Raw genomic sequence first — 23,218 nt, 5'->3', positions numbered from 1 at the left:
ATTTACTGACACGGCAGCATAAGCTGCGAAAGGTTAGTGAGGTGTGAAGGTAGCGTGAAGCGACACTGGCTGGCGTCGCCCCAGGTTACCAGGAATTGCTGCTCGGGCTGTACGGCGCCCAGCCAGACATGGCCCTCGTCGGCAACGATACCCACGTCTTTACCGCTATCCGCCATCTGGACGCGCGCGCCCAGCGGCGGCATGCCTGATGCGGTTCGCAGGATGCCCAGAACATCATTTCCCGCCCGGGTGGCGATCTGGCGGTAGCCGATGGCCCCTTCTGTCCAGGTCGAAGTCATGACGCGGTTATCCACGTCTACGCCTTCGGGGAGATCGTTCAGGTTGACCTGCACGCTCGACGGTGAGTAGCTGGAGAACGAAGGAAGCACCCCGATCCCGAAGGCGTTGGTCTGGTCACGCGACATGTTTAGCGGAATATTGCTGATGCCGTCCGTGCTCACCATGACACGCGGTTCGTTGCCGTAGCTGCGGCGGTGCAGGGCCATGCCTTTTGCCGTACCGGTGAAGGACCCATTCCAGCTGGCGCTGAGGGAGCTGTAGTCATTCGCCTTATAACTTCCGGAAACGTTGAGATCGCCGAGCGGGGAGTAGTGCTGGTAGTTTCCGCTGAACTGCGCGCCTGCATCGGTCTGCTGACTTTCGGTACCGGCAGAAACGCCCCAGGTGTTGTTCTTATCAGAGGTGTCGTACCACGAGAGGGTCTGGCTCAGGTTGTCGCTGTTGCGCAGGTCATAGCTGAGGCGATGGTCAGGATCCAGCGGCACGCTGAGAGACAGGTAGAACTGATTGTCGTCCTCGCGATCTTCATAGTGGGTTTTGCTGAACGATGCCGAAACGCCAAGGTTTTTCCAGCGGCCCAGATCGAAGTTATACCCCGCGGTCAGGCTGCCCGTATTGGATGGCGCTTCGTCCCACCAGGTTTGCCGGAGCAGGCTAAGGTAGAGATTGAGTGACAGCGCGGGAATGTACTGGCTGGCCGTGATGCTAAACGTCTGTTTTTCCGACTGGCTGTCATTATTTTCGCTGTCCAGGAAGCGTGCGTAGCTGAGGAATTGCGGGTCGGAGTAGCGGTAGCTGGCCAGGGTAAGCTGGCTTCCCGTGGTATCAAAGCGTTTGCTGTAGTTGAAGCGATAGCTGTAACCCGTCTGAGAGGGCTTGTTCGGGAGCTGGCTGGTCGCCTGGGTCACATCGAAGGAGAGGGCCCCGATCAGCGCGAGGTTTTGCCCGATGCCCGCTGCGATGGAGCGATAGTTATCGCCATCGGCGAGCGTGCCGCCGTACAGTGAGGTGTTGGAGAACAGGCCCCACGAGAACTCGCCGCTCATAAAGGCACTGTCTTCAAGGGCATGCGATGCATCTTCGCGGGGTTTGCCCACGGCAAGCTTGTAGCGAACCTGGCCCTTGCGCGTCAGGAAGGGCACGGAGGCGGCGGACACCTGAAACGTGCTCACGCGGCCATCGTCTTCGGTAATTTTAACGTCCAGCGTGCCCTGGACGGATTGGTTCAAATCCTGAATTACAAACGGGCCGGGTGGCACCTTAGTTTGATAAATCACGCGGTCGGCGAGACTCACCGTGACGGTGGCATTAGTTTGCGCAATCCCGGCGATTTGCGGTGCATAGCCGCGAAGAGACCAGGGCAGCATGCGCTCATCGCTGACCAGCGACGCCCCGGTATAGGTAAAGGCATCAAAGATAGCGGACTGAAAGTCTGTCTCACCCAGCGTCAGTTTCGCGCCAAGCGTCGGCAGAGGACGGAACATATAGACGCGTGAGAAGCGGCCGTTATGGGTTGACCCTCCCTCGGCATGCGTTTGATTGTACTGATAATCGCTACGTAGCCGCCATGCACCCAGGTTGGCACCTGCGGTACCGTAGGCGTTCGCGTTATCCGTGCTGCTACCTTCCTGCGGCTGATAATGGCTGGCAAAGAGGTTGTAGTCCAGCAGCACGCCGGCCACGCCGTTGTCCCAGGTGGAGGGGGGCATCCAGTCGTTCGGACGAAATTGCATCATGGCCTGAGGTACGGTGACGTGCAGCGTTTGGGTTGATTGCTCGAAGCGGAATTTAATATCCGCCTGCGGGGTAAAATCCACGCAGCCCTGTTTAAGCGTTAGGGTCTGACGAATAGTGTCCTGCAAGCCAAAGGTGTCTGCCAGTTCTGCGGGAATACAGACTTCGGCTTTGTTATCAACCTCTTTCCAGGTCAGTTCCCAGCCGTTTGCCAGTGGAATATCGTTGATCGCGACGGTGACAAAATAACGTCCTGGCGTAACGGACGTCTCTTCTTTAAAGCGAGAAAGATCAATGCCCGACCTTAAATCTTTATCGATAGCATTAATATTAAATTCAGTGGCAGAGACGGCGTGCGCAAGCAAGATGGCAGTAATGATGATTATCGATTGTGATTTATTTTTCATCATTCTGTTACTCGAATAAATAAAAAAGCCGACTGGTAAACATCACCAGTCGGTATAACGGATCATGTTTAATCGTTATTTATACATCAGCACATAGTTGGCGTTAGCTTCAACCTGGCCCGCGGTGGCAGTGGTACCTGTTGGCACTTCCATGCGCGCTTTAAAGTGCAGCGTCTGGGTGTCTGAATTAGGCAGCAGATCCACCGTTTTTGCCGAGCCAAGGGTGATGTTTGCTTCGTCGTTGTCCAGCAGACGGACACCGACGTTTTCAGCACCGCTTGCATAGGTGTTGCTCAGAAGGCTGGTATCTGATGCGTAGGTGGCGGTGCTGCTGAACGTCACTTCCACTTTGGTTATTGGCGTCGCCGTCTCATCGTCGGGATCTGACAGAACGCAGTTCTGCAGGTTAATATCTACCGCTACGGGGGTGGACTTCTTGTTTGCATTGATGACGGCGGTGGTCACTTCGCCGAGATCCACCTCTTTATCAACGCTGTCTGGTGCAATGCTGCAAGGCGCGTCAATAACAACGCCTTTAAATTTAATTTTCCCGGAGCCCTGATCGGCGGCAAATGCTGAACCAGAGATAATTGTCGCCATCGCAACGGCTAACAGTGCTTTTTTACCTGCATGCATGAAAATATCCTTTTCCAATGAATTCATACTCTGAATATTAATTTTCAGAAAATTACCATGAGATTATACCTGTGAAAAAAGAGTGAGTGCGATTAATTGCTCTTAAAAATAAATGTAGTCAACATTAAAATATAATCTGAAGTGATCTTTAGTATCGGATTAACAGCGAAAAATGGATTTTTCAGTCGCGTGAAACAAAGGTCATATTAGCGATAATAATGTCTTATTTAAAAGTTGACTTTCAGGAAATAAATAAATGTAAAAATACGTGTAAAAAAAAGAGACTATCAGTGAGTACTATTTTTTGGTGATGCTGCCAACTTACTGATTTAGTGTATGATGGTGTTTTTGAGGTGCTCCAGTGGCTTCTGTTTCTATCAGCTGTCCCTCCTGTTCAGCTACTGACGGGGTGGTGCGTAACGGCAAAAGCACTGCCGGACATCAGCGCTATCTCTGCTCTCACTGCCGTAAAACATGGCAACTGCAGTTCACTTACACCGCTTCTCAACCCGGTACGCACCAGAAAATCATTGATATGGCCATGAATGGCGTTGGATGCCGGGCAACCGCCCGCATTATGGGCGTTGGCCTCAACACGATTTTCCGCCATTTAAAAAACTCAGGCCGCAGTCGGTAACCTCGCGCATACAGCCGGGCAGTGACGTCATCGTCTGCGCGGAAATGGACGAACAGTGGGGATACGTCGGGGCTAAATCGCGCCAGCGCTGGCTGTTTTACGCGTATGACAGGCTCCGGAAGACGGTTGTTGCGCACGTATTCGGTGAACGCACTATGGCGACGCTGGGGCGTCTTATGAGCCTGCTGTCACCCTTTGACGTGGTGATATGGATGACGGATGGCTGGCCGCTGTATGAATCCCGCCTGAAGGGAAAGCTGCACGTAATCAGCAAGCGATATACGCAGCGAATTGAGCGGCATAACCTGAATCTGAGGCAGCACCTGGCACGGCTGGGACGGAAGTCGCTGTCGTTCTCAAAATCGGTGGAGCTGCATGACAAAGTCATCGGGCATTATCTGAACATAAAACACTATCAATAAGTTGGAGTCATTACCTATTTTTTCATTGAATTTATTAATTTTTAGTATGTTTGCCACCGCCGATGCCTGCTGCCTGGCGCTGAATCAGGTTCAATCTCATCACTGACATTCATTTTTTCTTATGTTGTTCCGGATGTTCAAATTTCCTGATGATGATCTTCATGCTTATCTGCGTTCATCTGCGCCAGATTGCGCGTAATGTAGCACCATTAAATTAACACCTTCTGTAAGGATATCATCATGACTTCTTCCCGTATGCCCGCCCTGTTTATAGGCCACGGAAGCCCAATGAATGTTCTCGAAGACAACGTCTATACCCGCGCCTGGCGTCAGCTGGGGGAGACGTTGCCGCGGCCGAAAGCGACTGTGGTGGTATCTGCACACTGGTTCACCCGGGGAACGGGCGTGACCGCCATGGAAACGCCAAAAACCATACATGATTTTGGCGGCTTCCCGCAGGCGCTTTATGACACGCACTATCCGGCACCGGGCTCGCCTGCACTGGCAGAGCGTCTGGTCGAACTGCTGGCGCCTGTTCCTGTAGCGCTGGATAAAGAGGCCTGGGGCTTTGACCACGGCTCGTGGGGCGTGCTGATTAAAATGTATCCTGATGCGGATATCCCGATGGTGCAGCTCAGCATCGACAGCACCAAACCGGCAGCCTGGCATCTGGAAATGGGGCGTAAGCTGGCGACGCTGCGTGATGAAGGCATCATGCTGGTGGCGAGCGGCAACGTGGTGCATAACCTGCGCACGGCACGCTGGCACGGTGAAAATACGCCGTACCCGTGGGCTACTGCTTTCAACGATTACGTGAAAGCCAATCTGACCTGGCAGGGACCGGGTGAAGAGCACCCGTTAGTGAACTATCTGGATCACGAAGGCGGTTCGCTCTCTAACCCGACGCCGGAACACTTCCTGCCGCTGCTGTACGTTCTTGGCGCGTGGGATGGTCAGGAGCCGGTGACACTCCCGGTCGATGGTATTGAGATGGGTAGTTTGAGTATGCTGTCGGTGCAGGTAGGGTGAAAACATGCCCGGTGGCGCTACGCTTACCGGGCCTACAAAACCGTAGGCCGGGTCAGGCGAAGCCGCCACCCGGCAGATCTTACTCTACAAAAATATGCGGATAGAACCGTGACAGATCCTGCGTGATAAGCGCGCGATCTTCGCGAATGCCAATCCCGGCGGGCTGGTCGTTAATCAGCCAGCTGCCAATCAGCGTATAGCTGTCGCCAAACTTCGGCAGTTGATAGAATGCCTGGACGATCATCCCTTCTTCGCCGTACGGTCCTTCAACCGCTTCCACCGTTTTGCCGTTTTCGATAATCGACACGTTCGCGCCTTCGCGGGAGAAAATCGGCTTAACGACGTATTTCTCCATCGGCGGGAAATCATCTTCTGCAAAATACGCTGGCAGCAGGTTTGAGTGGTTCGGGAACATTTCCCACAGCATCGGCAGCAGAGCTTTGTTAGAGATAATGCTTTTCCATGCCGGCTCCAGCCAGCGCACGCCCGCATCTTCCAGCTTGGTGGAGAACATTTCGCGCAGCATGTATTCCCACGGATAGAGCTTGAAGAGGTTGCTGATCACCTGATCCTGCATATCCGTAAACTGACCTTTTTCTCCCAAACCGATATCTTCGATATAAAGGAATTCAGTCGCCACGTCGGCTTCGGCGGCACAGTCCTGCAGATACTGCACCGTTCCACGGTCTTCTTCCGTGTCGCGGCAGCAGGCGAGGTGCAGCAGGTTGAAGCCAAACTGCTCGCGCAGCTCGGCGAAACGCGCGATAAGCTTCTCCTGCAGGCTGTTGAACTGGTCGCTGCCTGCCGGCAGGTTTCCGGCGTTCATCTGATCTTCCAGCCAAATCCACTGGAAGAATGCCGCCTCGTACAGAGAGGTTGGCGTATCCGCGTTGTTTTCCAGAAGCTTAGGCTCGCCCACGCCGTCCCATGCCAGATCGAGGCGAGAGTAGAGCGAAGGCTGATTCGTTTTCCATGACTGACGGACAAAGCTCCAGGTGTGCTTTGGAATGCGGAATTTGGTCATCAGCTCGTCGCTGTCGATGACTTTCTCCACCACTTTCAGGCACATCTGGTGCAGTTCTGCGGTCACGTCTTCAAGCTTTTCCACCTGAGCGAGCGTGAGCTTGTAGTAAGCATCTTCACACCAGTACGGTTCCCCGTACATGGTGTGGAAGTTAAACCCGTACTCGGTCGCTTTTTCGCGCCAGTCCGGGCGCTCGGTAATACTGACTCGTTCCATGATCAGCCGCCCATTGAGCGACTAGAGGTGCCTGACGCACTGCGCTGCATGCTGGTCTGTTTCGCCACAGACTCACCAAACCCACCGCGAGTAATGGTGTTGGTGGTCGCAGGTTTCGGCGCCATTGCGGTTTTCGGAACGGTCACGGTACGGCCCGGGGTTGCTGCGCCGTAGCCTTTGCCGCTGGCATCGGTATATTGACCATAGGCCGGGCTGGCCGGGTTTTTCGAGCTAAACAGCGGCTGCTGCTGGTAACCCGCGCCGCCACCCATCAGGCGGCCCATCATGTAACCTGCCATTAATGGCATCCAGAAGCTGCCGCTGGACTGCGCCTGCGCCTGATTTTCCGGCGCCATACCTGCCTGAGCTGGCGTCTGCTGGCACTGGCCTTCACCAAACTCCGCCACACAGTCTTCACGTGAGGCATACTTCGGCGCAGTGCGTTCCGCTTCTTTCAGCGCGTTGGTGTACGCCGTCTTACATTCTGCGGCCTGACCGGTTGCAGCGGAACAGTCATCTGCGTTTTGATACAGCGAAACCGTTTCGTCGTTTTTCTCACAGCCTGCCAGCATAAAGACAGCCGTAACCGCCAGCGCAACGGGCGTGAGGTGGCGCGCATTCCAGCTTTTGCGGAACGACGCGTGATTAATCGTTTTTGTCCGTTTCATATTTGTCTTCCAGGACCCAGTGGTAATAACGCTCAGGATAGAGGATGAGTGGTTGAAAATGAAGCGAAGAGGGGCGGAATCAGGGGGATCTTTACGTTGGCTTACGTTCGGGTGTGATTTTGCGCCGGGTGGCGCTTCTGTATGACCGGATACATAGGTGACAGATCAGACCGGGAACATAGGTAACACTTTTAGTCTATCCGGAGCACACTCTGGGTTTTTCGGTCGTAGTACGCAAGCGTTATCCCATTAAAGATGATGGCCTCAAGGCCATCATCTTGTTCTTCCAGCATGATGTACTCCCCAGTCAGTGCTTCACTCAGGAACACCGTACCCTTTTTTCCCATATAGAGGGTCCCCCTCGATTTCACCCTGTAGACTGTACCTCCTTCCGGATAAGCATATTCAGGAACACGGCCATCCCAGTGTCGGTTTGAGGGTTGCCATACCGTTCCGGGCGTTGCTCCCGCCAGTGCTTCATGCGGCCTTTCGTAGTTAAATTCTTTCCGGTAGTCACTGAACCACCGCTGTTGTTCTTCCATCGTCATGAAGGTGTTGCCCTGTTTCACCGCACTTTTCAGGGAGCGGTGCATTCGCTCATGGCGGCCATTTTCTTCCGGATGCCCCTTTCTGATACGCTCCGGCCTGATGCCCAGCTTGATTAGCCAGACGGCAAGACGACTTAATCCGGCTATTCCTGTTCCCGCGAAGGGCTGGCCGTTATCGGTTCTAAGCACTTCCGGCAGACCATATTCCAGGAACGCATCCGTCAGGCACTCTCTGACAAAGGGTTCACTCTCACGGTGTGTTCCCCGGCAGCTGAGCAGATACCGGCTGTGATTATCGGTCAGGGTGAAAGGATGGCAGTACTCTCTGCTGAGCAGCCTGAACTTGCCTTTAAAATCAGCGCTCCAGACCTGATTGTTCTCACTGATGATGGTCAGGGGCTGGCGATTGCCTGGTGTTCTGCGTTTTCGTTTTTTATCCGGAACCAGGCCTTCGCGCTTGAGGATATCGCCGATAGTGCTGGCGGCAGGTACGGTAAAATCGACGTGATGATTGAGCAACCACATCCGCAGTTTTTTTGGCCCCCAGTCAGGGTGTTTTTGACGCAGGGCAGTCAGGTGTCCGGCGATATCATCAGGAACCGTCCGGGAGTGGGAGCGTGGCGCACGCGACCGGTCCGAGAGAGATGACAGGTCAGAAGGGTCAAAACGCTGAAGCCATTTATAGCCGGTTTTACGGCTGATGCCAAAAAGACGGCAAAGCGCGGAGAAGGAGTCCGTACCTGCATGGCAGGCACGGATAAAATCAAGGCGTTGCATAGGTCGGGTCTCAGTCCAGGGCATAGCGAGTCTCCTCTTCTATGCCAGTTATAACTGTTACCCATGTATCCGGTCTAAAGTGTTACCCATGTTTCCGGTTCATACCCTTCGCTTACCCGGCCTACGATTAAGTAGGCCCGATAAGCGAAGCGCCATCGGGCAATGCTTAATGACGGAACGGGTTAGAACCGCTGCTTGCGGGGGCCGTGCTACGCGCGGCGGCTGGCTGTGCCGCAGGGGTGCTACCGTTAGCGTTGAAGTTATCAACGGCGGCAACCTGATCCGGGTTCTCAGGCGCGACGCTTTCTGGCGACGTTGAAACCGGTTTGCCCAACGTGCTGTTCAGCATCTGCAGATCCTGCTCGTTCAGCGTACCCAGAGCCTGTTTGATGTTCAGCTGGTTAATCAGGTACTGGTAACGTGCGCTGGAGAGCTGCTGTTTCGCGTTGTACAACGTGGTGGTCGCGTCGAGCACGTCAACAATCGTACGTGTACCCACGGAGTAACCGGCTTCCATCGCGTCCAGGGAGCTCTGTGCAGACACCACGGCCTGTTTATAGGCATTGATGCTGCTGATAGAGGCGTTCACGTTGTTGAAGGAAGAGCGAACGGTCTGCACCACGTTGCGGTGCGCGCTTTCCAGCTGCTCGCTCGCGCCAACAAAGTTGTACTGCGCCTGTTTCACCTGCGAGTTAACCTGACCACCCTGGTACAGCGGCAGGGAGAAGCTCAGGCCCACTTTATTCTGGCCCATATTGCTGTCGTCATACTGTGACGTATTGGTTTTAGAGCCGCTGTAGCTGGTATCAGAGACGCCGGTAGACGCGCTCAGGCTCAGGGTTGGCAGGTGGCCGTCCTGCGCCTGACGAATTTGCTCGCGGGCCAGATCCTGGCTCAGACGCGCCTGCAGCAAGCTCAGGTTGCGGTTTTCCGCCTCTTTCAGCAGCGCGTTAACCGCCTGCGGTTTATCCGTCTTAAAGCTGTCCACGTTCAGAGAGGCCAGCTCAGGATAGTAGTTGCCGGTGACCTGACGCAGCGCTTCGAGCGCGTTGTCGAGGTTATTACGCGCGGTCACTTCGTTAGCCAGCACGGTGTCGTACTGTGAACGGGCGTTCTGTACGTCGGTGATCGCTACTAGACCCACGTTGAAGCGCTGGGTGGTTTGATCCAACTGACGGTAAATCGCCTGTTTCTGCGCTTCAGTGTAGGAGAGCGCGTCGATGGCGCTCAGCACGTTGAAATACGCGGTGGCCGTGTTCAGGATCAGCGTCTGCTGATCGGTCTGATAGGTGACGTCCTGAATACCCGCGCTCTTTTCCTGCAGGGTCAGGGCACGCCATTTGGACATATCAAACAGCGTCTGTGTTAATTGCAGTGAGGCGCTGGTAGCATTGGAGTTAACGCCGTTAGCGTCGCGGAAACCGTTGCTGTAGGTATAATCTGCACCTAAACCTAACTGCGGCAGCAGTGGGCTACGCGCTTCGTTAATCTTTTCAAACGCAGCATCACGATCGGCCGCTGATTTACGTAAATCAGGGTTGCCCAGACGTGCCTGCTGGTAGACCTGTAACAGGTTTTCCGCCTGGCTCATTGCACTGAAGCCCGTCAGGCTCAGGCCGATAAGGATGGGGAGCAATTTCTTCATTTGCATTCCTTGTTGTGAAGCAGTATTAGCGCTGATCTAATTAAAAAATAATTGCCGATTCTAACAGAATCATCCACACCAAAAGGTTGGCGTTACGTGCCATCTGGCGGTAATTTGCAACAATCTACCGGTAATGGTGCCAACTTACTGATTTAGTGTACGATGGTGTTTTTGAGGTGCTCCCGTGGCTTCCATCTCCATCAGTTGTCCCTCCTGCTCAGCTACTGAAGGCGTGGTGCGTAACGGTAAAAGTACTGCCGGACATCAGCGCTATCTCTGCTCTCACTGCCGTAAAACATGGCAGCTACAGTTCACTTACACCGCCTCTCAGCCCGGTACACACCAGAAAATCATTGATATGGCCATGAATGGTGTTGGATGCCGGGCAACCGCCCGCATTATGGGCGTTGGCCTCAACACGATTTTACGTCACTTAAAAAACTCAGGCCGCAGTCGGTAACCTCGCGCATACAGCCGGGCAGTGATGTGATTGTCTGCGCTGAAATGGACGAACAGTGGGGCTACGTCGGTGCTAAATCACGTCAGCGCTGGCTGTTTTACGCGTATGACAGGATACGGAGGACGGTTGTGGCGCACGTCTTCGGTGAACGCACTCTGGCCACACTGGAGCGTCTTCTGAGCCTGCTGTCGGCCTTTGAGGTCGTGGTATGGATGACGGATGGCTGGCCGCTGTATGAATCCCGCCTGAAGGGAAAGCTGCACGTAATCAGCAAGCGTTACACTCAGCGAATTGAGCGGCATAACCTGAATCTGAGACAACATCTGGCAAGGCTGGGACGGAAGTCACTGTCGTTCTCAAAATCGGTGGAGCTGCATGACAAGGTCATCGGGCATTATCTGAACATAAAACACTATCAGTAAGTTGGAGTCATTACCCAATCTACCATATAGCCTTACAAACGGCAGCCAAACAGCCTTGAAATTCACAATTTCATCACCATTGCTACCAGGACTCGACTCATGCAAAAACCAGAAAAGTTGCCCGTGACATTCGCCAAAAACGATGTAGAAATTATTGCACGAGAAACGCTTTATAGCGGTTTTTTTTCAATGGATCTTTACCGTTTCAGGCATCGCCTGTTTAACGGTGAAATGAGCGGCGAAATCAGACGCGAAATTTTTGAGCGCGGGCATGCGGCTGTCTTGCTACCCTTTGACCCAGTGCGTGACGAAGTTGTGCTGGTGGAGCAGATCCGCATCGCCGCGTATGACGTCAGTGAGAGCCCGTGGCTGCTGGAGATGGTGGCCGGGATGATCGAAGAGGGCGAGACGGTTGAAGACGTCGCCCGCCGCGAGGCGCTGGAAGAGGCCGGGCTGGTGGTTGGTCGTACAAAACCGGTGTTGAGTTATCTGGCGAGCCCGGGGGGCACCAGCGAGCGCTTGTCCATCATGGTGGGCGAAGTGGACGCCACGACGGCGGAAGGGATCCACGGTCTGGCTGATGAAAACGAAGATATTCGGGTTCATGTGGTGAGCCGGGAACAGGCTTATCAGTGGGTAGAAGAGGGGAAAATCGACAACGCAGCGTCTGTCATTGCCCTGCAATGGCTGCAACTGCATTATCAGACATTACGAAACGAGTGGAAAAAATGAAGCGCTATACACCTGACTTCCCAGAAATGATGCGCCTGTGCGAAACCAATTTCGCACAATTGCGCCGCCTGCTGCCGAGAAATGACGCACCCGGCGAAACGGTAAGCTATCAGGTGAGCAATGCGCAGTATCGGTTAACGATAACAGAATCAACGCGCTACACTACGCTGGTCGAAATTGAACAAACGGCGCCCAGCATTAGCTACTGGAGCCTGCCGTCAATGACGGTGCGCCTCTATCATGATGCGATGGTCGCTGAAGTGTGTTCGAGTCAGCAGATCTTTCGCTTCAAGGCGCGGTATGATTATCCGAATAAAAAGTTGCATCAACGCGACGAAAAGCATCAAATTAACCAGTTTTTAGCCGACTGGCTAAGATATTGTTTAGCACATGGAGCAATGGCGATTCCGGTTTGTTAGCGTCATAAACCTACCTAAGGACACCATTTGGAAAGCCTGTTGAACCTGACTGTTGCTGGTGGGGCGCCAGTCAGGATATTACAAATCACCGATACCCACCTTTTTGCCGAAAAGCATGAGACGCTGCTCGGGGTGAATACCTGGGAGAGCTATCAGGCAGTACTTAGCGCCATTCACGCTGAACATCGCGACTGCGATCTGATAGTTGCAACAGGCGATCTGGCGCAGGACCAATCCTCCGCGGCCTACCAGCATTTTGCTGAAGGCATCGCGAGCTTTAGCGTGCCTTGCGTCTGGCTGCCGGGAAACCACGATTTCCAGCCCGCGATGTACAGCTCGCTCCAGGACGCGGGGATTTCTCCGGCGAAGTGTGTTTTTGCGGGTGAAAAGTGGCAGATCCTGCTGCTGGACAGCCAGGTATTTGGCGTCCCGCTCGGTGAGTTAAGCGAGTTTCAACTCGACTGGCTGGAGACCAAACTGGCTGCCGAACCTGAACGTCATACCCTGCTGTTGCTGCATCATCATCCGCTCCCGGCGGGCTGCAGCTGGCTCGATCAACACAGCCTGCGTAACTCCGCCGCGCTGGATCGCGTGCTGACGAAGTTCCCCCGCGTGAAACATCTGCTGTGCGGACACATTCATCAGGAACAGGATCTCGACTGGAACGGGCGCCGCATGCTGGCGACGCCGTCGACCTGCGTGCAGTTTAAACCGCACTGTGCCAACTTTACGCTGGATACTATCGCGCCAGGCTGGCGCTGGCTGGAACTGCATGCCGACGGCACGCTGACCACGGAAGTCTGCCGTCTGGCAGGCGCGCAATTCCGACCAGATACCGCTTCAGAAGGCTATTGATGTCTACTCTCCTTTATCTGCACGGATTCAACAGCTCGCCGCGCTCCGCAAAAGCGACACAGTTTCGCCAGTGGCTGAGCGAGCATCACCCCCATGTTGAGATGATTATCCCGCAGCTGCCGCCTTATCCGGCGGAGGCGGCGGAAATGCTCGAATCCATCGTGCTTGAACACGGCGGTGAATCGTTTGGTGTGGTCGGCTCATCGCTGGGCGGGTACTACGCCACCTGGCTCTCGCAATGCTTTATGCTGCCGGCCGTTGTGGTGAATCCGGCGGTACGGCCATTTGAGCTGCTGAGGGACTTTCTTGGTGAAAACGAGAACCCCTACACCGGGCAGCAATATGTGCTAGAGTCACGCCATATTTACGATCTCAAAGTTATGCAGGTCGACCCGCTTGAAGCGCCGGATCTCATCTGGCTGCTGCAACAGACGGGTGATGAAGTGCTGGATTACCGCCAGGCAGTGGCGTATTACGCATCCTGCCGCCAGACTATAGAAGAAGGCGGAAACCATGCTTTCACGGGCTTTGAGAATCATTTCACCCAGATTGTCGATTTTCTTGGACTGCACAGCCACTGACAATCAATGCGAATTGCTAGTTTAAATCATGACGCAAACCTATAACGCTGATGCCATTGAGGTCCTCACCGGGCTTGAGCCGGTTCGCCGCCGCCCGGGGATGTACACCGATACAACGCGCCCAAACCACCTGGGCCAGGAAGTTATTGATAACAGTGTGGACGAAGCGCTGGCGGGCCATGCCAAACGCGTTGACGTCATCCTGCATGCCGATCAGTCGCTGGAAGTTATCGACGACGGGCGCGGCATGCCGGTGGACATCCACCCGGAAGAGGGCGTGCCTGCCGTTGAGCTGATCCTGTGTCGTCTGCACGCGGGCGGTAAGTTCTCCAACAAAAACTACCAGTTCTCCGGCGGTTTGCACGGCGTGGGGATCTCCGTGGTTAACGCCCTGTCCAAACGGGTGGAAGTGAACGTCCGTCGCGACGGTCAGGTCTATAACATCGCGTTTGAAAACGGCGAAAAGGTGCAGGATTTGCAGGTTGTCGGCACGTGCGGCAAACGCAACACCGGTACCAGCGTCCACTTCTGGCCAGACGAAAGCTTCTTCGACAGCCCGCGTTTTTCCGTTTCTCGCCTGACGCACCTGCTGAAAGCGAAAGCGGTGCTGTGTCCGGGCGTAGAAATCACCTTTACCGATCACGTCAACAACACCGAGCAGACCTGGTGCTACGCCGATGGTCTTAATGACTATCTGTGCGAAGCGGTAAACGGCCTGCCGACGCTGCCGGAAAAACCGTTCGTCGGTAACTTTAGCGGTGACACTGAAGCGGTGGACTGGGCGCTGCTGTGGCTGCCGGAAGGCGGCGAGCTGCTGACGGAAAGCTACGTCAACCTGATTCCCACCATGCTTGGCGGTACGCACGTCAACGGCCTGCGTCAGGGCCTGCTGGATGCGATGCGCGAGTTCTGCGAATACCGCAACATTCTGCCGCGCGGCGTGAAGCTGTCGGCGGAAGATATCTGGGATCGCTGCGCCTACGTGCTCTCCGTGAAGATGCAGGATCCGCAGTTTGCCGGCCAGACCAAAGAGCGTCTGTCGTCACGTCAGTGTGCGGCATTCGTCTCCGGCGTGGTGAAAGATGCCTTTACCCTGTGGCTGAACCAGAACGTTCAGGCGGCAGAGATGCTGGCTGAAATGGCGATTTCCAGCGCCCAGCGCCGTCTGCGTGCGGCGAAGAAAGTGGTACGTAAAAAGCTGACCAGCGGCCCTGCGCTGCCGGGCAAGCTGGCGGACTGTACCGCACAGGACCTCAACCGTACCGAGCTGTTCCTCGTGGAAGGGGACTCGGCGGGCGGGTCGGCCAAACAGGCGCGCGATCGTGAATATCAGGCGATCATGCCGCTTAAGGGTAAGATCCTGAACACCTGGGAAGTCTCTTCAGATGAAGTGCTGGCTTCGCAGGAAGTGCATGATATTTCCGTAGCGATCGGTATCGATCCTGACAGCGACGATCTGAGCCAGCTGCGTTACGGCAAGATCTGTATCCTCGCGGATGCGGACTCCGATGGTCTGCACATTGCCACGCTGCTGTGCGCGCTGTTCGTGAAGCACTTCCGCACGCTGGTGAAAAACGGTCACGTCCACGTGGCGCTGCCGCCGCTGTACCGTATCGACCTCGGCAAAGAGGTTTATTACGCGCTGACGGAAGAAGAGAAGGCGGGCGTGCTGGAACAGCTGAAGCGTAAGAAGGGCAAGCCTAACGTCCAGCGCTTTAAAGGGCTGGGTGAGATGAACCCAATGCAGCTGCGTGAAACGACGCTGGATCCGAATACGCGCCGTCTGGTGCAGCTGACCATCAGCGACGAAGACGAACAGCAAACGAATGCCATGATGGATATGCTCCTTGCCAAGAAACGTTCGGAAGACCGACGTAACTGGCTGCAGGAGAAGGGTGATATGGCGGATATTGAGGCCTGATGCCCTCACCCTACCCCTCTCCCACAGGGAGAGGGAATGGATCGTAGGCCCGGTAAGCGTGAGCGCCACCGGGCTTTTTTACATCAAAACTCCATCTTCACCGTAAACTGCACTTCACGCGGATCGCCGATTTGGTTGCCCAGATTATTGGTCGCGATAGATGACGTGTAGTAGGTCTTATCAAACAGGTTCTTCACGTTGACCTGCAGCGTCACCGGATACTGCAGCTTCATCTTGTACGCCGCAAACGCATCCGCCACGAAATAGCCCGGCAGATAATAATCCGCACCGTTGGTCGCTGAGCGACGGCTCACGCCATGCCCGCCGCCGCCGAGGGTCAGCGTATTCCCGGCAAACGCATTATGAATATCGTAGGTCAGGAACAGGGAACCGGTATGGCGTGGTACGTTTGGCAGCGGTTTACCCGCATAGTCCGGGTCTTCCAGCACTTTCGCGTCGGTATAGCCGTAGCTGGCGATAATGTTGGTGTTATCCGTCAGCGACCCGGCGAGATCCACCTCTACGCCCTGAGAACGCACGCGGCCCGCGGTTTTGGCGATGGTTTCGCCCCCGATGCTTTCGGTATACAGCACGTTGCGTTTGTGAATATCAAACAGCGCGATGTTGGCAGTAACCCCGTCGAACAGGTCGAACTTTGCGCCCACTTCGTAAGCATTCGACGTTTCCGGCGGCAGGTCGCCAATATAGCTCGCAATGGACGACTGCGGCATAAACGTCTGGGAGTAGTTAGCAAACAGCGAAACGGACGGCGTGAGTTTGTAAACCAGCCCCAGCTTTGGCGTCCACTGTTCGTCGCGACTGTCGGTGTTAACGTTGAAAGGACGGCCTTTACCGGCGTACTGGGTGTAATACTGATAGCGCATCCCGGCGACGGCGATCCATTTATCGGTCAGGTACAGGGCATCCTGCGCGTAGGCAGAGTAACTCTCCTGCTTCAGCGTCTGGTCGCTGTCAGCGGCGGAGACGGTTGTACACTTGTCGAGTTTGCCGTAAACCGGATGGTAAATATTGAATCCTTTGACGTTCTTACAGCGCATCATGTCCGTACGCAGCAGATCGTAATTTTCATACGACACGCCGGTCAGGATCTCATTGTAAAAGCCCGCGATATCCACGTTGCCCTGCAAATCCGCGCGGGTGCTGTGCATGCGCTGGGTTGAGCCCTGGGTCGCATCCACGCGACGGGTCAGGTTACCGGTTTTGGCATCGTAGGCCATTACGCGGGCCTGGTTATCGCTGTATTTATCCTGGCTGTAGCTGTAGTCGAACTTCGCGGTCCACTGGCTATTAAGGCGGTATTCCGCGTTAAGCTGAGCGAGATCGGACTGCCCGTCAGTGATGTTAAACGGCTCGTCAAAACGGGTATTGCGATTGACGTTCACCGGCTGTTTGGTGTTGAGGTCGAAGATCGTGCCGCGATCGAACGGCGTTTTATAGTCGCGGTGGGAATAGAGCACGGTCACCGTGGCATCATCGCCAAACCAAGTCAGGGAGGGGGCGATAAAGGTGCTGCGTTCGTTACCGAAATTGCGCCAGTAGTCCTCGTCCTGATACTCCCCTGTCAGGCGGTACGCCAGACGGGTCCCGTCAATCGGGCCGGTCACGTCAACCTGTCCGGTGCCGCCGCCAAAGCTGGAGGAGGTGGCAGAAATTGCGCCGCCGAAGGTTTTCTCCGGGCGTTTAGTGACGACATTAATCAGGCCGCCCGGATCGAGAATGCCATAAAGCGTTGAGGCCGGGCCTTTCAGCACCTCCACGCGTTCGGTAGCGGCGTTGAAGCTACGCGGCAGGACGGTACGCAGACCGTTGGTCATGATCGAGCCGTCGCGGTTCGCGCCAAATCCACGGCGCACAAAGGCATCCTGCGTACCGCCCAGGGTGTTGGTCTGAACCACGTTGCTGACGTTATACAGCGCTTCATCGAGCGTGGTAGCGTGCTGATCCGCAAGCACTTTATCGCTGACGGTATTCACCACCTGCGGGATATCCAGCATGGGCATGGTGGTCAGCGTCGCGGTGGAGGTGTTCAGCGGCTGGTAGCCGTTGGTGGCCTCCGCCACGGCAGTGGGATCGGCGATAACGGTAAGCGTTTCGCCGTCTTTAGCCGTATTAGCGTCTGCGGCCTGTACCAGCGGTGCGATAAACAGCAGAGAAAAGAGCGCGCGCCCTTTTACCCCAGAGAGTGAAGGTGTGAACGTAGCCATTACATCTGTTATCCCGAAATATCCGTGAATCACCTCCACGGAAGAATGTGTGAGTCATTGCCCTTAATGGTCTGCTCGTTAGCCAGAACCGGCATCGAACATGTAATTGAGAATCATTCAATCATGCAGTCATGTAGTAGTAAATGAAAAAAGATAAAAATTGGCTACACAGGCGAAACGTGACGAAAATACAAAAGGTTAACCATTTAATTGATTGAAAAATAGATACTTATTTGTGTTTTGTATCGCGTATCAATGCCCCGTTATCCCTGGTTTTTCAAGGGTATTTCTTCACTTGACTACTACATGACGCGGCGGCAAACTCTCAAAAGAGAATGATTTTTATTTATATTTATTGCTGTTTTTCATTACGTTGGCATTCACGTGGCTCACAACACCCAAAAACCGGGACTGGTTCTGGAGAATCTTTCTGCCGGTTACCAGAAAAAAATCATCGTTGATGATATCTCCCTTACGATCCCGCAGCAGAAAATAACCGTTCTGGTGGGCGCGAACGGCTGCGGAAAATCGACGCTGCTGAGTACGATTGCGCGCTTACTCCAGCCGCTGGGCGGCGCGGCCGTTCTCGACGGCAAGGCAATCCACGCGCAGCCGACGAAAGCGGTCGCCCGCCAGCTTGGCATCCTGCCGCAGTCGCCGCTGCTGCCGGAAGGGTTAACCGTTTTCGAGCTGGTCTCGCGCGGGCGTTTCCCGTGGCAGAATTTTATGCGCCAGTGGAGCGACGAAGACGAGCGGGCAGTGGAAGAGGCGCTGCGCCTGACCGGCACGGCGGAGTTTGCCCATAGGCCTGTCGAGAGCCTGTCCGGCGGCCAGCGCCAGCGCTGCTGGATCGCCATGGCGCTGGCGCAGCAAACGCCGTATATCCTGCTGGATGAACCGACAACCTTCCTCGATCTCCGTTACCAGGTGGAGATCCTGGAGCTGCTGCATACGCTGACCCGCGCGCATGGACGTACCGTGGTAGTGGTGCTGCACGATCTTAACTTCGCCGTGAATTATGGTGATTCACTGGTCTTTTTACGCCAGGGAAAAGTGGAGGGCGTGTTACATGAGGGCGACGTCTGCACGCCGGCGTTGATTAAAGCGGTATTTGATGTCGACGTGCATATGTCCATCAATCCGCTGACCGGCAAACCGTTCTTTATGCCGTTCCGCCAGGTCACGGAACAGCCATGATGCGCACCTCTCTGGCTTTCCTGCTTTTCACCTTGCTGCTGGCGATGGGCGCGATTGCGCATCTGGGTATCGGTGCGCGTTTTATCGCCCCGAAGACGGTGGTGGAGGCCTTCTTCCATTTCGACCCGCGCAATTTCGACCATAACATCATTATCAAACTGCGGCTGCTGCGTCTCTGCGGCGCGATGGTGACAGGTGCTGCCCTCGGCGTCGCGGGCGTGCTGCTGCAATCCGTGATCCGCAACCCGCTCGGCGAACCGCATATTCTGGGGCTCAATGCCGGGGCGGCACTGGCGGTGGTACTGACGAGCGCGCTTGGGCTAACGCTGCCGTTTGGACGCCCACTGATTGCCGCCGCTGGCGCCGCTGCGCTGTTTCTGCTGGTACTGATGTTCTCCTCGTCCGGCCGCGCCGGGCTCACGCCGATGAAGGTGACCCTGTGCGGCGTGGCGATGTCGGCGTTTGCCGCGTCGATTACCGCCACGGTGCTCATTCTGGATGAACAGACGCTGCTCGCCATGCGGACCTGGCTGGCGGGAGATTTAGCAGGGCTTAGCGGTGAAACGATCGCCGCTGCCCTGTGGGTGGCAGCCATGGGGTTTGTGCTGGCGCTCGGGTTATCGCCCTCGCTCAATATGCTGGCGATGGGCGACAGGATGGCGCAGGGGCTGGGCGTGTCGCTGCTGAAAACCCGCCTGCTCGCTCTGCTTTCTATCGCGCTGCTCTGCGGGGCGGCGGTCTCCCTCGCCGGGCCGATTGGCTTTATCGGCCTTGTGGTGCCGCAGCTCATTCGCCGTGTGGTGTCGGTCGATCTGCGCGTGATGGTGCCGCTGTCTGCCTTGTGCGGGGCACTGGTTCTGCTGCTGGCGGACATTGCTGCCCGCACGCTGTTTACGCCCTGGGAGCTGGCAACCGGCATCATGACTGCCCTGGTCGGCGCGCCCGTCTTTATCTTCATGGCTGCAAGGATGTTCAAATGAACCGGGCTGGATTGCGTGCGTTACGCGTGGGGGCTTTCTCGGCGCTGGTTCGTCCAAAAGCGCTGGCGTGCCTGGCCGTCCTGACGCTGGCGGCCTGCTTGCTAACCGCTTTTGGCCTGACGCACGGCTCGCTTCCCGTCCCCGCATCCGCCATCGGGCGAGCGCTGTTTTATCCCGAAAGCCTGACCCCAGAGACGCACTACATCGTGATGGATATCCGTCTGCCGCGCCTGCTGATGGCGGTACTGTGCGGCGCGATGCTCGGCATGGCTGGCGCGGCAATGCAGTCCATTACCCGCAATGGCCTGGCGGACCCGGGGCTTATCGGCGTGAAAGAGGGTTGTAGCGCGGCGGTACTGCTGCTGATTTTTCAGTTTCCGGCGCTGGGACTAGGCTGGCGGCCGCTGGTCGGCATAGCCGGAGGCCTACTCACTGCGCTGCTGGTGGTGGCCCTGGCGCGTGATATTTCGCGTCCACGATTCATTCTGATCGGCATCGGCGTTTCATGGGCCTTCGCCGCGGCAATGGGCGTCTTTATGACCACGGCGGACGTGCGCGACGTGCAGACGGCGATGCTATGGCTGGCGGGAAGCCTGCACGCGGCAAACTGGACGCTGGTCAGCATTGCGGCGGCCTGGTCGCTTCCGGCATTTGCGCTGCTGTTATTAACCGCCCGCGCTGCCGACGTGGCGCTGCTCGGCAACCACGCGGCGGCGGGACTGGGGGTGCGCACAAACCGACTGGCGCTGCTGCGCGTTCTCGCCCCGGTGGTGCTGACGGCGGCCTGCGTCTCCTGCGTGGGCAGTATTGGTTTTGTCGGGCTCATTGCGCCACATATGGCGCGCCTGCTGCTGCGCGGCGGGCAAACCGCGCTCCTGACGGGAAGCGCCGTGCTGGGGGCGCTGCTGGTGCTGCTGGCGGATAACGTCGGGCGGCTGGCATTCCTCCCGCTGCAGCTGCCTGCGGGCATTGTGATTTCACTGATTGGTGGACCCTTTTTCCTGCTGCTGCTCTGGCAGCGTCGGGACAGATTTTAGGAGACTATGATGCGCGTACTGTTTGCGATGCTGGTGCTGGTAGGCTTTGCGGTGGGTGCGGCCGAGCCGACCCAGACGTTTACGGACGATCTGAACCGGAAAGTGGTGGTACCGGTACATCCGAAACGGATCGTCTCGTTACACGATCTGGATATCACCATTCCACTGATTGAGCTTGGCGTACCGCCCGTGGCGAGCCATGGCCGCACGCGACCGGACGGTAGCCACTTTCTGCGGTCCAGCGGCATGTTGACCGGCGTCGACTTCGATAATTCCGACATCAAATTTATCGGCACTGCCGATATCGACATTGAGGCCATCGCCGCGGTAAAACCGGACCTGATCATTACCGAGCCGACCCGCAACACGCCGGTGGAGCAGCTGGAAAAAATAGCCCCGACGGTGAGTATCGATCATCTCGACGGCGGCGCGCCGGAGATCTACCGCAAACTGGCGCAGCTGACGGGCACGCAGGCGCGGCTCAAGGTTCTTGAACGCCGCTATCAGGAACAAATCAAGGCGCTGAAGGCGACTATCGACACACGCAAAATCACCGTGTCGGTGATTCAGGCTAATCAGGGGAAAATCAACGCCATGCATAGCTACCATTCGCTGGGGCGCGTCCTGCGTGATGCCGGGTTTACCTTCCCGCCGCTGATTGAGTCCATCCCGGAGGGCGGACGGATTGACGTCAGTGCTGAACGGCTGCCGGAGCTGGATGCTGATTTCGTTTTCGCTACCTGGCGCGGGGATACGGGCGGCAAACCGCAGGATGAGCTGGCAGCAATGTATGCGGTCATGCCCGGCTGGTGTCAGTTCCTGAATGCCTGCCGAACCGGCCACTACGTACTGATCTCGCGCGAAGAGGCCATCTCGAACTCGTTCGCCTCGTTAGGGCTCATGGCCGCGCAGGTGCAGTCGCAGATTGCCGGACGTCCTTTGCCGGAGGCGTCACGATGAGCCGAAAAGTCGATGTTTTCGGCGACCGCCTCCGCTCGCGGGCGCACCAGCTTACGCCGCGGCTGCTGCTGGTGGCGCGCTATATCAATGAAAATCGTGAAGCGGTGATGGAACAGACGGCGATGGAGATCGCGACGCTGCTTAAAACGTCGGATGCCACCGTCGTCCGCGCCATCCAGGCACTCGGTTTTGGTGGATTGCGCGATCTCAAGCAGACGCTGGAGCAGTGGTTTGGTCCGGTGGTGACCTCCAGCGAAAAAATCTCCACCACGGTGAATACGCTTACCAGCGACGTCAATGCGAGCATTGATTTCGTGCTGGAGGGGCACCAGCATACCTGTAACGTCTTGTCTGAACCCCACAACCGCCTCGCGATGGCGCAGGCGGTCTCACTGCTGGCTCAGGCGAGGCAGGTTGCCCTGTTTGGTATTGGCGCGTCCGGGGTTCTGGCCGAATACACCGCCAGATTGTTCAGCCGGATGGGACTCCCCGCCATGCCGCTCAACCGTACCGGGATAGGGCTTGCGGAACAGTTGATTGGGCTCCAGCGCGGCGATGTGCTGATCATGATGGCGCAAAAATCTGCGCATCGGGAAGGACAAACCACGCTGCGCGAGGCGAAACGCCTGGGGATCCCCACCGTTTTGCTGACCAATGCCACCGACTCACAATTCAGTAAAGAGGCCAGCGTGGTGATCCACGTCCCGCGTGGCGGAGAGAAGGGTAAAATCCCGCTTCATGGCACGGTGCTGCTGTGTCTGGAGATGATTGTTTTATCCGTTGCCTCCACCGAACCGCAGCGCACCATTAAGTCGATGAAGCGTATCAATGAGTTGCATCGTGGGTTAAAGCCGGGGAAGAAAAGCGGTTAAAAACAGTCGGGGGTCCCCCCCGACTCGTGGATCACGCTTTAGGAATACGCAGCGTCTGGCCCGGGTAGATTTTATCCGGGCTGGAGAGCATCGGGCGATTGGCCTCGAAAATCTTGTTGTACTGGTTGGCATCGCCGTACACGGTTTTGGAGATAGCGCTCAGGGTATCGCCGGATTTTACCGTGTAGTAGGTGGCTTCATCTTTGGCATCGGTCGCGGTGATATTGTTCTCCACTTCGCTGACGCCCGCGATGTTCCCGACGGCGACCTGGATTTTCTCTTTCTGCTCCTGGGTCAGCCCGTCGCCCGTTACGCTGGCTTTGCCGTCGGTAACGTTAACCTGGACTTTGTCTGAACCGGGAATGTTGAGTTTCTTGAGGTGCTCGGTGATTTTGTCGCCCTGGCCTTTATGATCGGTCAGGTTATCCCACAGCTTTTCGCCTGCTTCTTTTACGAAGTTAAAAAGACCCATTCCATCCTCCTGTTAATCATGAAGTCAGAATAAGCATAGCAG

At 56.1% G+C, this 23,218-nt stretch carries 21 protein-coding genes; 13 read left to right on the top strand and 8 right to left on the bottom strand.

Going from position 1 to position 23,218, the window contains the following annotated elements:
- Window positions 1–2: 2 nt before the first annotated feature.
- Window positions 3–2,441, bottom strand: coding sequence for a fimbria/pilus outer membrane usher protein (locus tag BFV64_RS19715; protein WP_069602370.1), 2,439 nt, complete (start codon window positions 2,439–2,441; stop codon window positions 3–5).
- Window positions 2,442–2,516: 75 nt separating this feature from the next.
- Window positions 2,517–3,077 (bottom strand): fimbrial protein, encoded by a 561-nt coding sequence (locus BFV64_RS19710; protein ID WP_047625623.1) that lies wholly within the window; start codon window positions 3,075–3,077, stop codon window positions 2,517–2,519.
- Between the two features lie 361 nt (window positions 3,078–3,438).
- On the opposite strand from BFV64_RS19710, the gene BFV64_RS19705 reads away from it, so the two are divergent.
- Both BFV64_RS19705 and ygiD read left to right on the top strand, forming a co-directional pair.
- Window positions 3,439–4,136, top strand: a protein-coding gene (locus tag BFV64_RS19705; RefSeq protein WP_095033700.1) for an IS1-like element IS1B family transposase whose coding sequence is annotated in 2 segments (ribosomal slippage) — window positions 3,439–3,688 and window positions 3,688–4,136 — 699 coding nt in all. Because the reading frame shifts where the segments join, the coding sequence is not laid out codon by codon here.
- Window positions 4,137–4,376: 240 nt separating this feature from the next.
- Complete coding sequence (gene ygiD / locus BFV64_RS19700; protein ID WP_069602369.1) at window positions 4,377–5,165, top strand: 4,5-DOPA-extradiol-dioxygenase; 789 nt, start codon at window positions 4,377–4,379, stop codon at window positions 5,163–5,165.
- Between the two features lie 79 nt (window positions 5,166–5,244).
- Here the strand turns inward: ygiD and BFV64_RS19695 are convergent, their stop codons facing one another.
- The 4 genes from BFV64_RS19695 to tolC all read right to left on the bottom strand — a co-directional run bounded on the left by BFV64_RS19695 (window position 5,245) and on the right by tolC (window position 10,049).
- Window positions 5,245–6,405 (bottom strand): glutathionylspermidine synthase family protein, encoded by a 1,161-nt coding sequence (locus tag BFV64_RS19695; protein WP_047625622.1) that lies wholly within the window; start codon window positions 6,403–6,405, stop codon window positions 5,245–5,247.
- A 2-nt stretch (window positions 6,406–6,407) separates the two neighbouring features.
- Complete coding sequence (locus BFV64_RS19690) at window positions 6,408–7,073, bottom strand: DUF1190 family protein (RefSeq protein WP_014885260.1); 666 nt, start codon at window positions 7,071–7,073, stop codon at window positions 6,408–6,410.
- 191 nt (window positions 7,074–7,264) lie between these two features.
- Window positions 7,265–8,422 carry a DDE-type integrase/transposase/recombinase gene (locus tag BFV64_RS19685; RefSeq protein WP_045282386.1) on the bottom strand — a complete coding sequence of 386 codons (1,158 nt, stop codon included), beginning with the start codon at window positions 8,420–8,422 and terminating at the stop codon, window positions 7,265–7,267.
- Between the two features lie 142 nt (window positions 8,423–8,564).
- Window positions 8,565–10,049, bottom strand: coding sequence for an outer membrane channel protein TolC (tolC, locus tag BFV64_RS19680; RefSeq protein ID WP_086527700.1), 1,485 nt, complete (start codon window positions 10,047–10,049; stop codon window positions 8,565–8,567).
- Window positions 10,050–10,227: 178 nt separating this feature from the next.
- Between tolC and BFV64_RS19675 the strand changes: the two genes are divergently transcribed.
- The 6 genes from BFV64_RS19675 (at window position 10,228) to parE (ending at window position 15,433) form a co-directional block, all read left to right on the top strand.
- A protein-coding gene (locus tag BFV64_RS19675; RefSeq protein ID WP_223216367.1) for an IS1 family transposase occupies window positions 10,228–10,925 on the top strand; the annotation gives its coding sequence in 2 pieces (ribosomal slippage) (window positions 10,228–10,477 and window positions 10,477–10,925; 699 coding nt in all).
- Window positions 10,926–11,024: 99 nt separating this feature from the next.
- Window positions 11,025–11,657 carry an ADP-ribose diphosphatase gene (gene nudF / locus BFV64_RS19670; protein WP_008502974.1) on the top strand — a complete coding sequence of 211 codons (633 nt, stop codon included), beginning with the start codon at window positions 11,025–11,027 and terminating at the stop codon, window positions 11,655–11,657.
- The gene (locus BFV64_RS19665) at window positions 11,654–12,076 is read left to right on the top strand and encodes a DUF1249 family protein (protein WP_003862516.1); all 423 of its coding nucleotides are present in this window, start codon (window positions 11,654–11,656) and stop codon (window positions 12,074–12,076) included. Before nudF ends, BFV64_RS19665 begins: the two co-directional genes overlap by 4 nt.
- A 27-nt stretch (window positions 12,077–12,103) precedes the next feature.
- Window positions 12,104–12,931, top strand: coding sequence for a 3',5'-cyclic-AMP phosphodiesterase (gene cpdA / locus BFV64_RS19660; protein ID WP_069602368.1), 828 nt, complete (start codon window positions 12,104–12,106; stop codon window positions 12,929–12,931).
- The gene (gene yqiA, locus BFV64_RS19655; RefSeq protein ID WP_023331317.1) at window positions 12,931–13,512 is read left to right on the top strand and encodes an esterase YqiA; all 582 of its coding nucleotides are present in this window, start codon (window positions 12,931–12,933) and stop codon (window positions 13,510–13,512) included. The genes cpdA and yqiA overlap by 1 nt, the downstream gene beginning before the upstream one ends.
- Window positions 13,513–13,540: 28 nt before the next feature.
- Window positions 13,541–15,433, top strand: coding sequence for a DNA topoisomerase IV subunit B (gene parE, locus BFV64_RS19650; protein ID WP_014885256.1), 1,893 nt, complete (start codon window positions 13,541–13,543; stop codon window positions 15,431–15,433).
- An 83-nt stretch (window positions 15,434–15,516) separates the two neighbouring features.
- Here the strand turns inward: parE and BFV64_RS19645 are convergent, their stop codons facing one another.
- Window positions 15,517–17,658 carry a TonB-dependent siderophore receptor gene (locus BFV64_RS19645; protein WP_069602367.1) on the bottom strand — a complete coding sequence of 714 codons (2,142 nt, stop codon included), beginning with the start codon at window positions 17,656–17,658 and terminating at the stop codon, window positions 15,517–15,519.
- Between the two features lie 384 nt (window positions 17,659–18,042).
- On the opposite strand from BFV64_RS19645, the gene BFV64_RS19640 reads away from it, so the two are divergent.
- From BFV64_RS19640 to BFV64_RS19620, 5 genes are read left to right on the top strand one after another with little or no spacing between them, the layout of a single operon-like run.
- Complete coding sequence (locus BFV64_RS19640) at window positions 18,043–18,855, top strand: ABC transporter ATP-binding protein (protein ID WP_023337806.1); 813 nt, start codon at window positions 18,043–18,045, stop codon at window positions 18,853–18,855.
- Window positions 18,852–19,835 (top strand): FecCD family ABC transporter permease, encoded by a 984-nt coding sequence (locus BFV64_RS19635; RefSeq protein WP_014885253.1) that lies wholly within the window; start codon window positions 18,852–18,854, stop codon window positions 19,833–19,835. The genes BFV64_RS19640 and BFV64_RS19635 overlap by 4 nt, the downstream gene beginning before the upstream one ends.
- Window positions 19,832–20,872, top strand: coding sequence for a FecCD family ABC transporter permease (locus BFV64_RS19630; protein ID WP_059373185.1), 1,041 nt, complete (start codon window positions 19,832–19,834; stop codon window positions 20,870–20,872). The genes BFV64_RS19635 and BFV64_RS19630 overlap by 4 nt, the downstream gene beginning before the upstream one ends.
- Before the next feature lie 9 nt (window positions 20,873–20,881).
- Window positions 20,882–21,832: an iron-siderophore ABC transporter substrate-binding protein gene (locus BFV64_RS19625; protein WP_059373187.1), complete on the top strand. Its 951-nt coding sequence runs from the start codon at window positions 20,882–20,884 to the stop codon at window positions 21,830–21,832.
- On the top strand, window positions 21,829–22,704 hold the full coding sequence (locus BFV64_RS19620) for a MurR/RpiR family transcriptional regulator (RefSeq protein ID WP_059373189.1): 876 nt from the start codon (window positions 21,829–21,831) through the stop codon (window positions 22,702–22,704). Before BFV64_RS19625 ends, BFV64_RS19620 begins: the two co-directional genes overlap by 4 nt.
- 31 nt (window positions 22,705–22,735) lie before the next feature.
- Here the strand turns inward: BFV64_RS19620 and lysM are convergent, their stop codons facing one another.
- The gene (gene lysM / locus BFV64_RS19615; protein WP_014885249.1) at window positions 22,736–23,176 is read right to left on the bottom strand and encodes a peptidoglycan-binding protein LysM; all 441 of its coding nucleotides are present in this window, start codon (window positions 23,174–23,176) and stop codon (window positions 22,736–22,738) included.
- Window positions 23,177–23,218: the final 42 nt, after the last annotated feature.

Source organism: Enterobacter kobei, assembly GCF_001729765.1.
Taxonomy (GTDB): Bacteria; Pseudomonadota; Gammaproteobacteria; order Enterobacterales; family Enterobacteriaceae; genus Enterobacter; species Enterobacter kobei.
The sequence above is the reverse complement of the archived record's forward strand: the minus strand, read 5'-3'. Positions and strand labels throughout refer to the sequence as shown.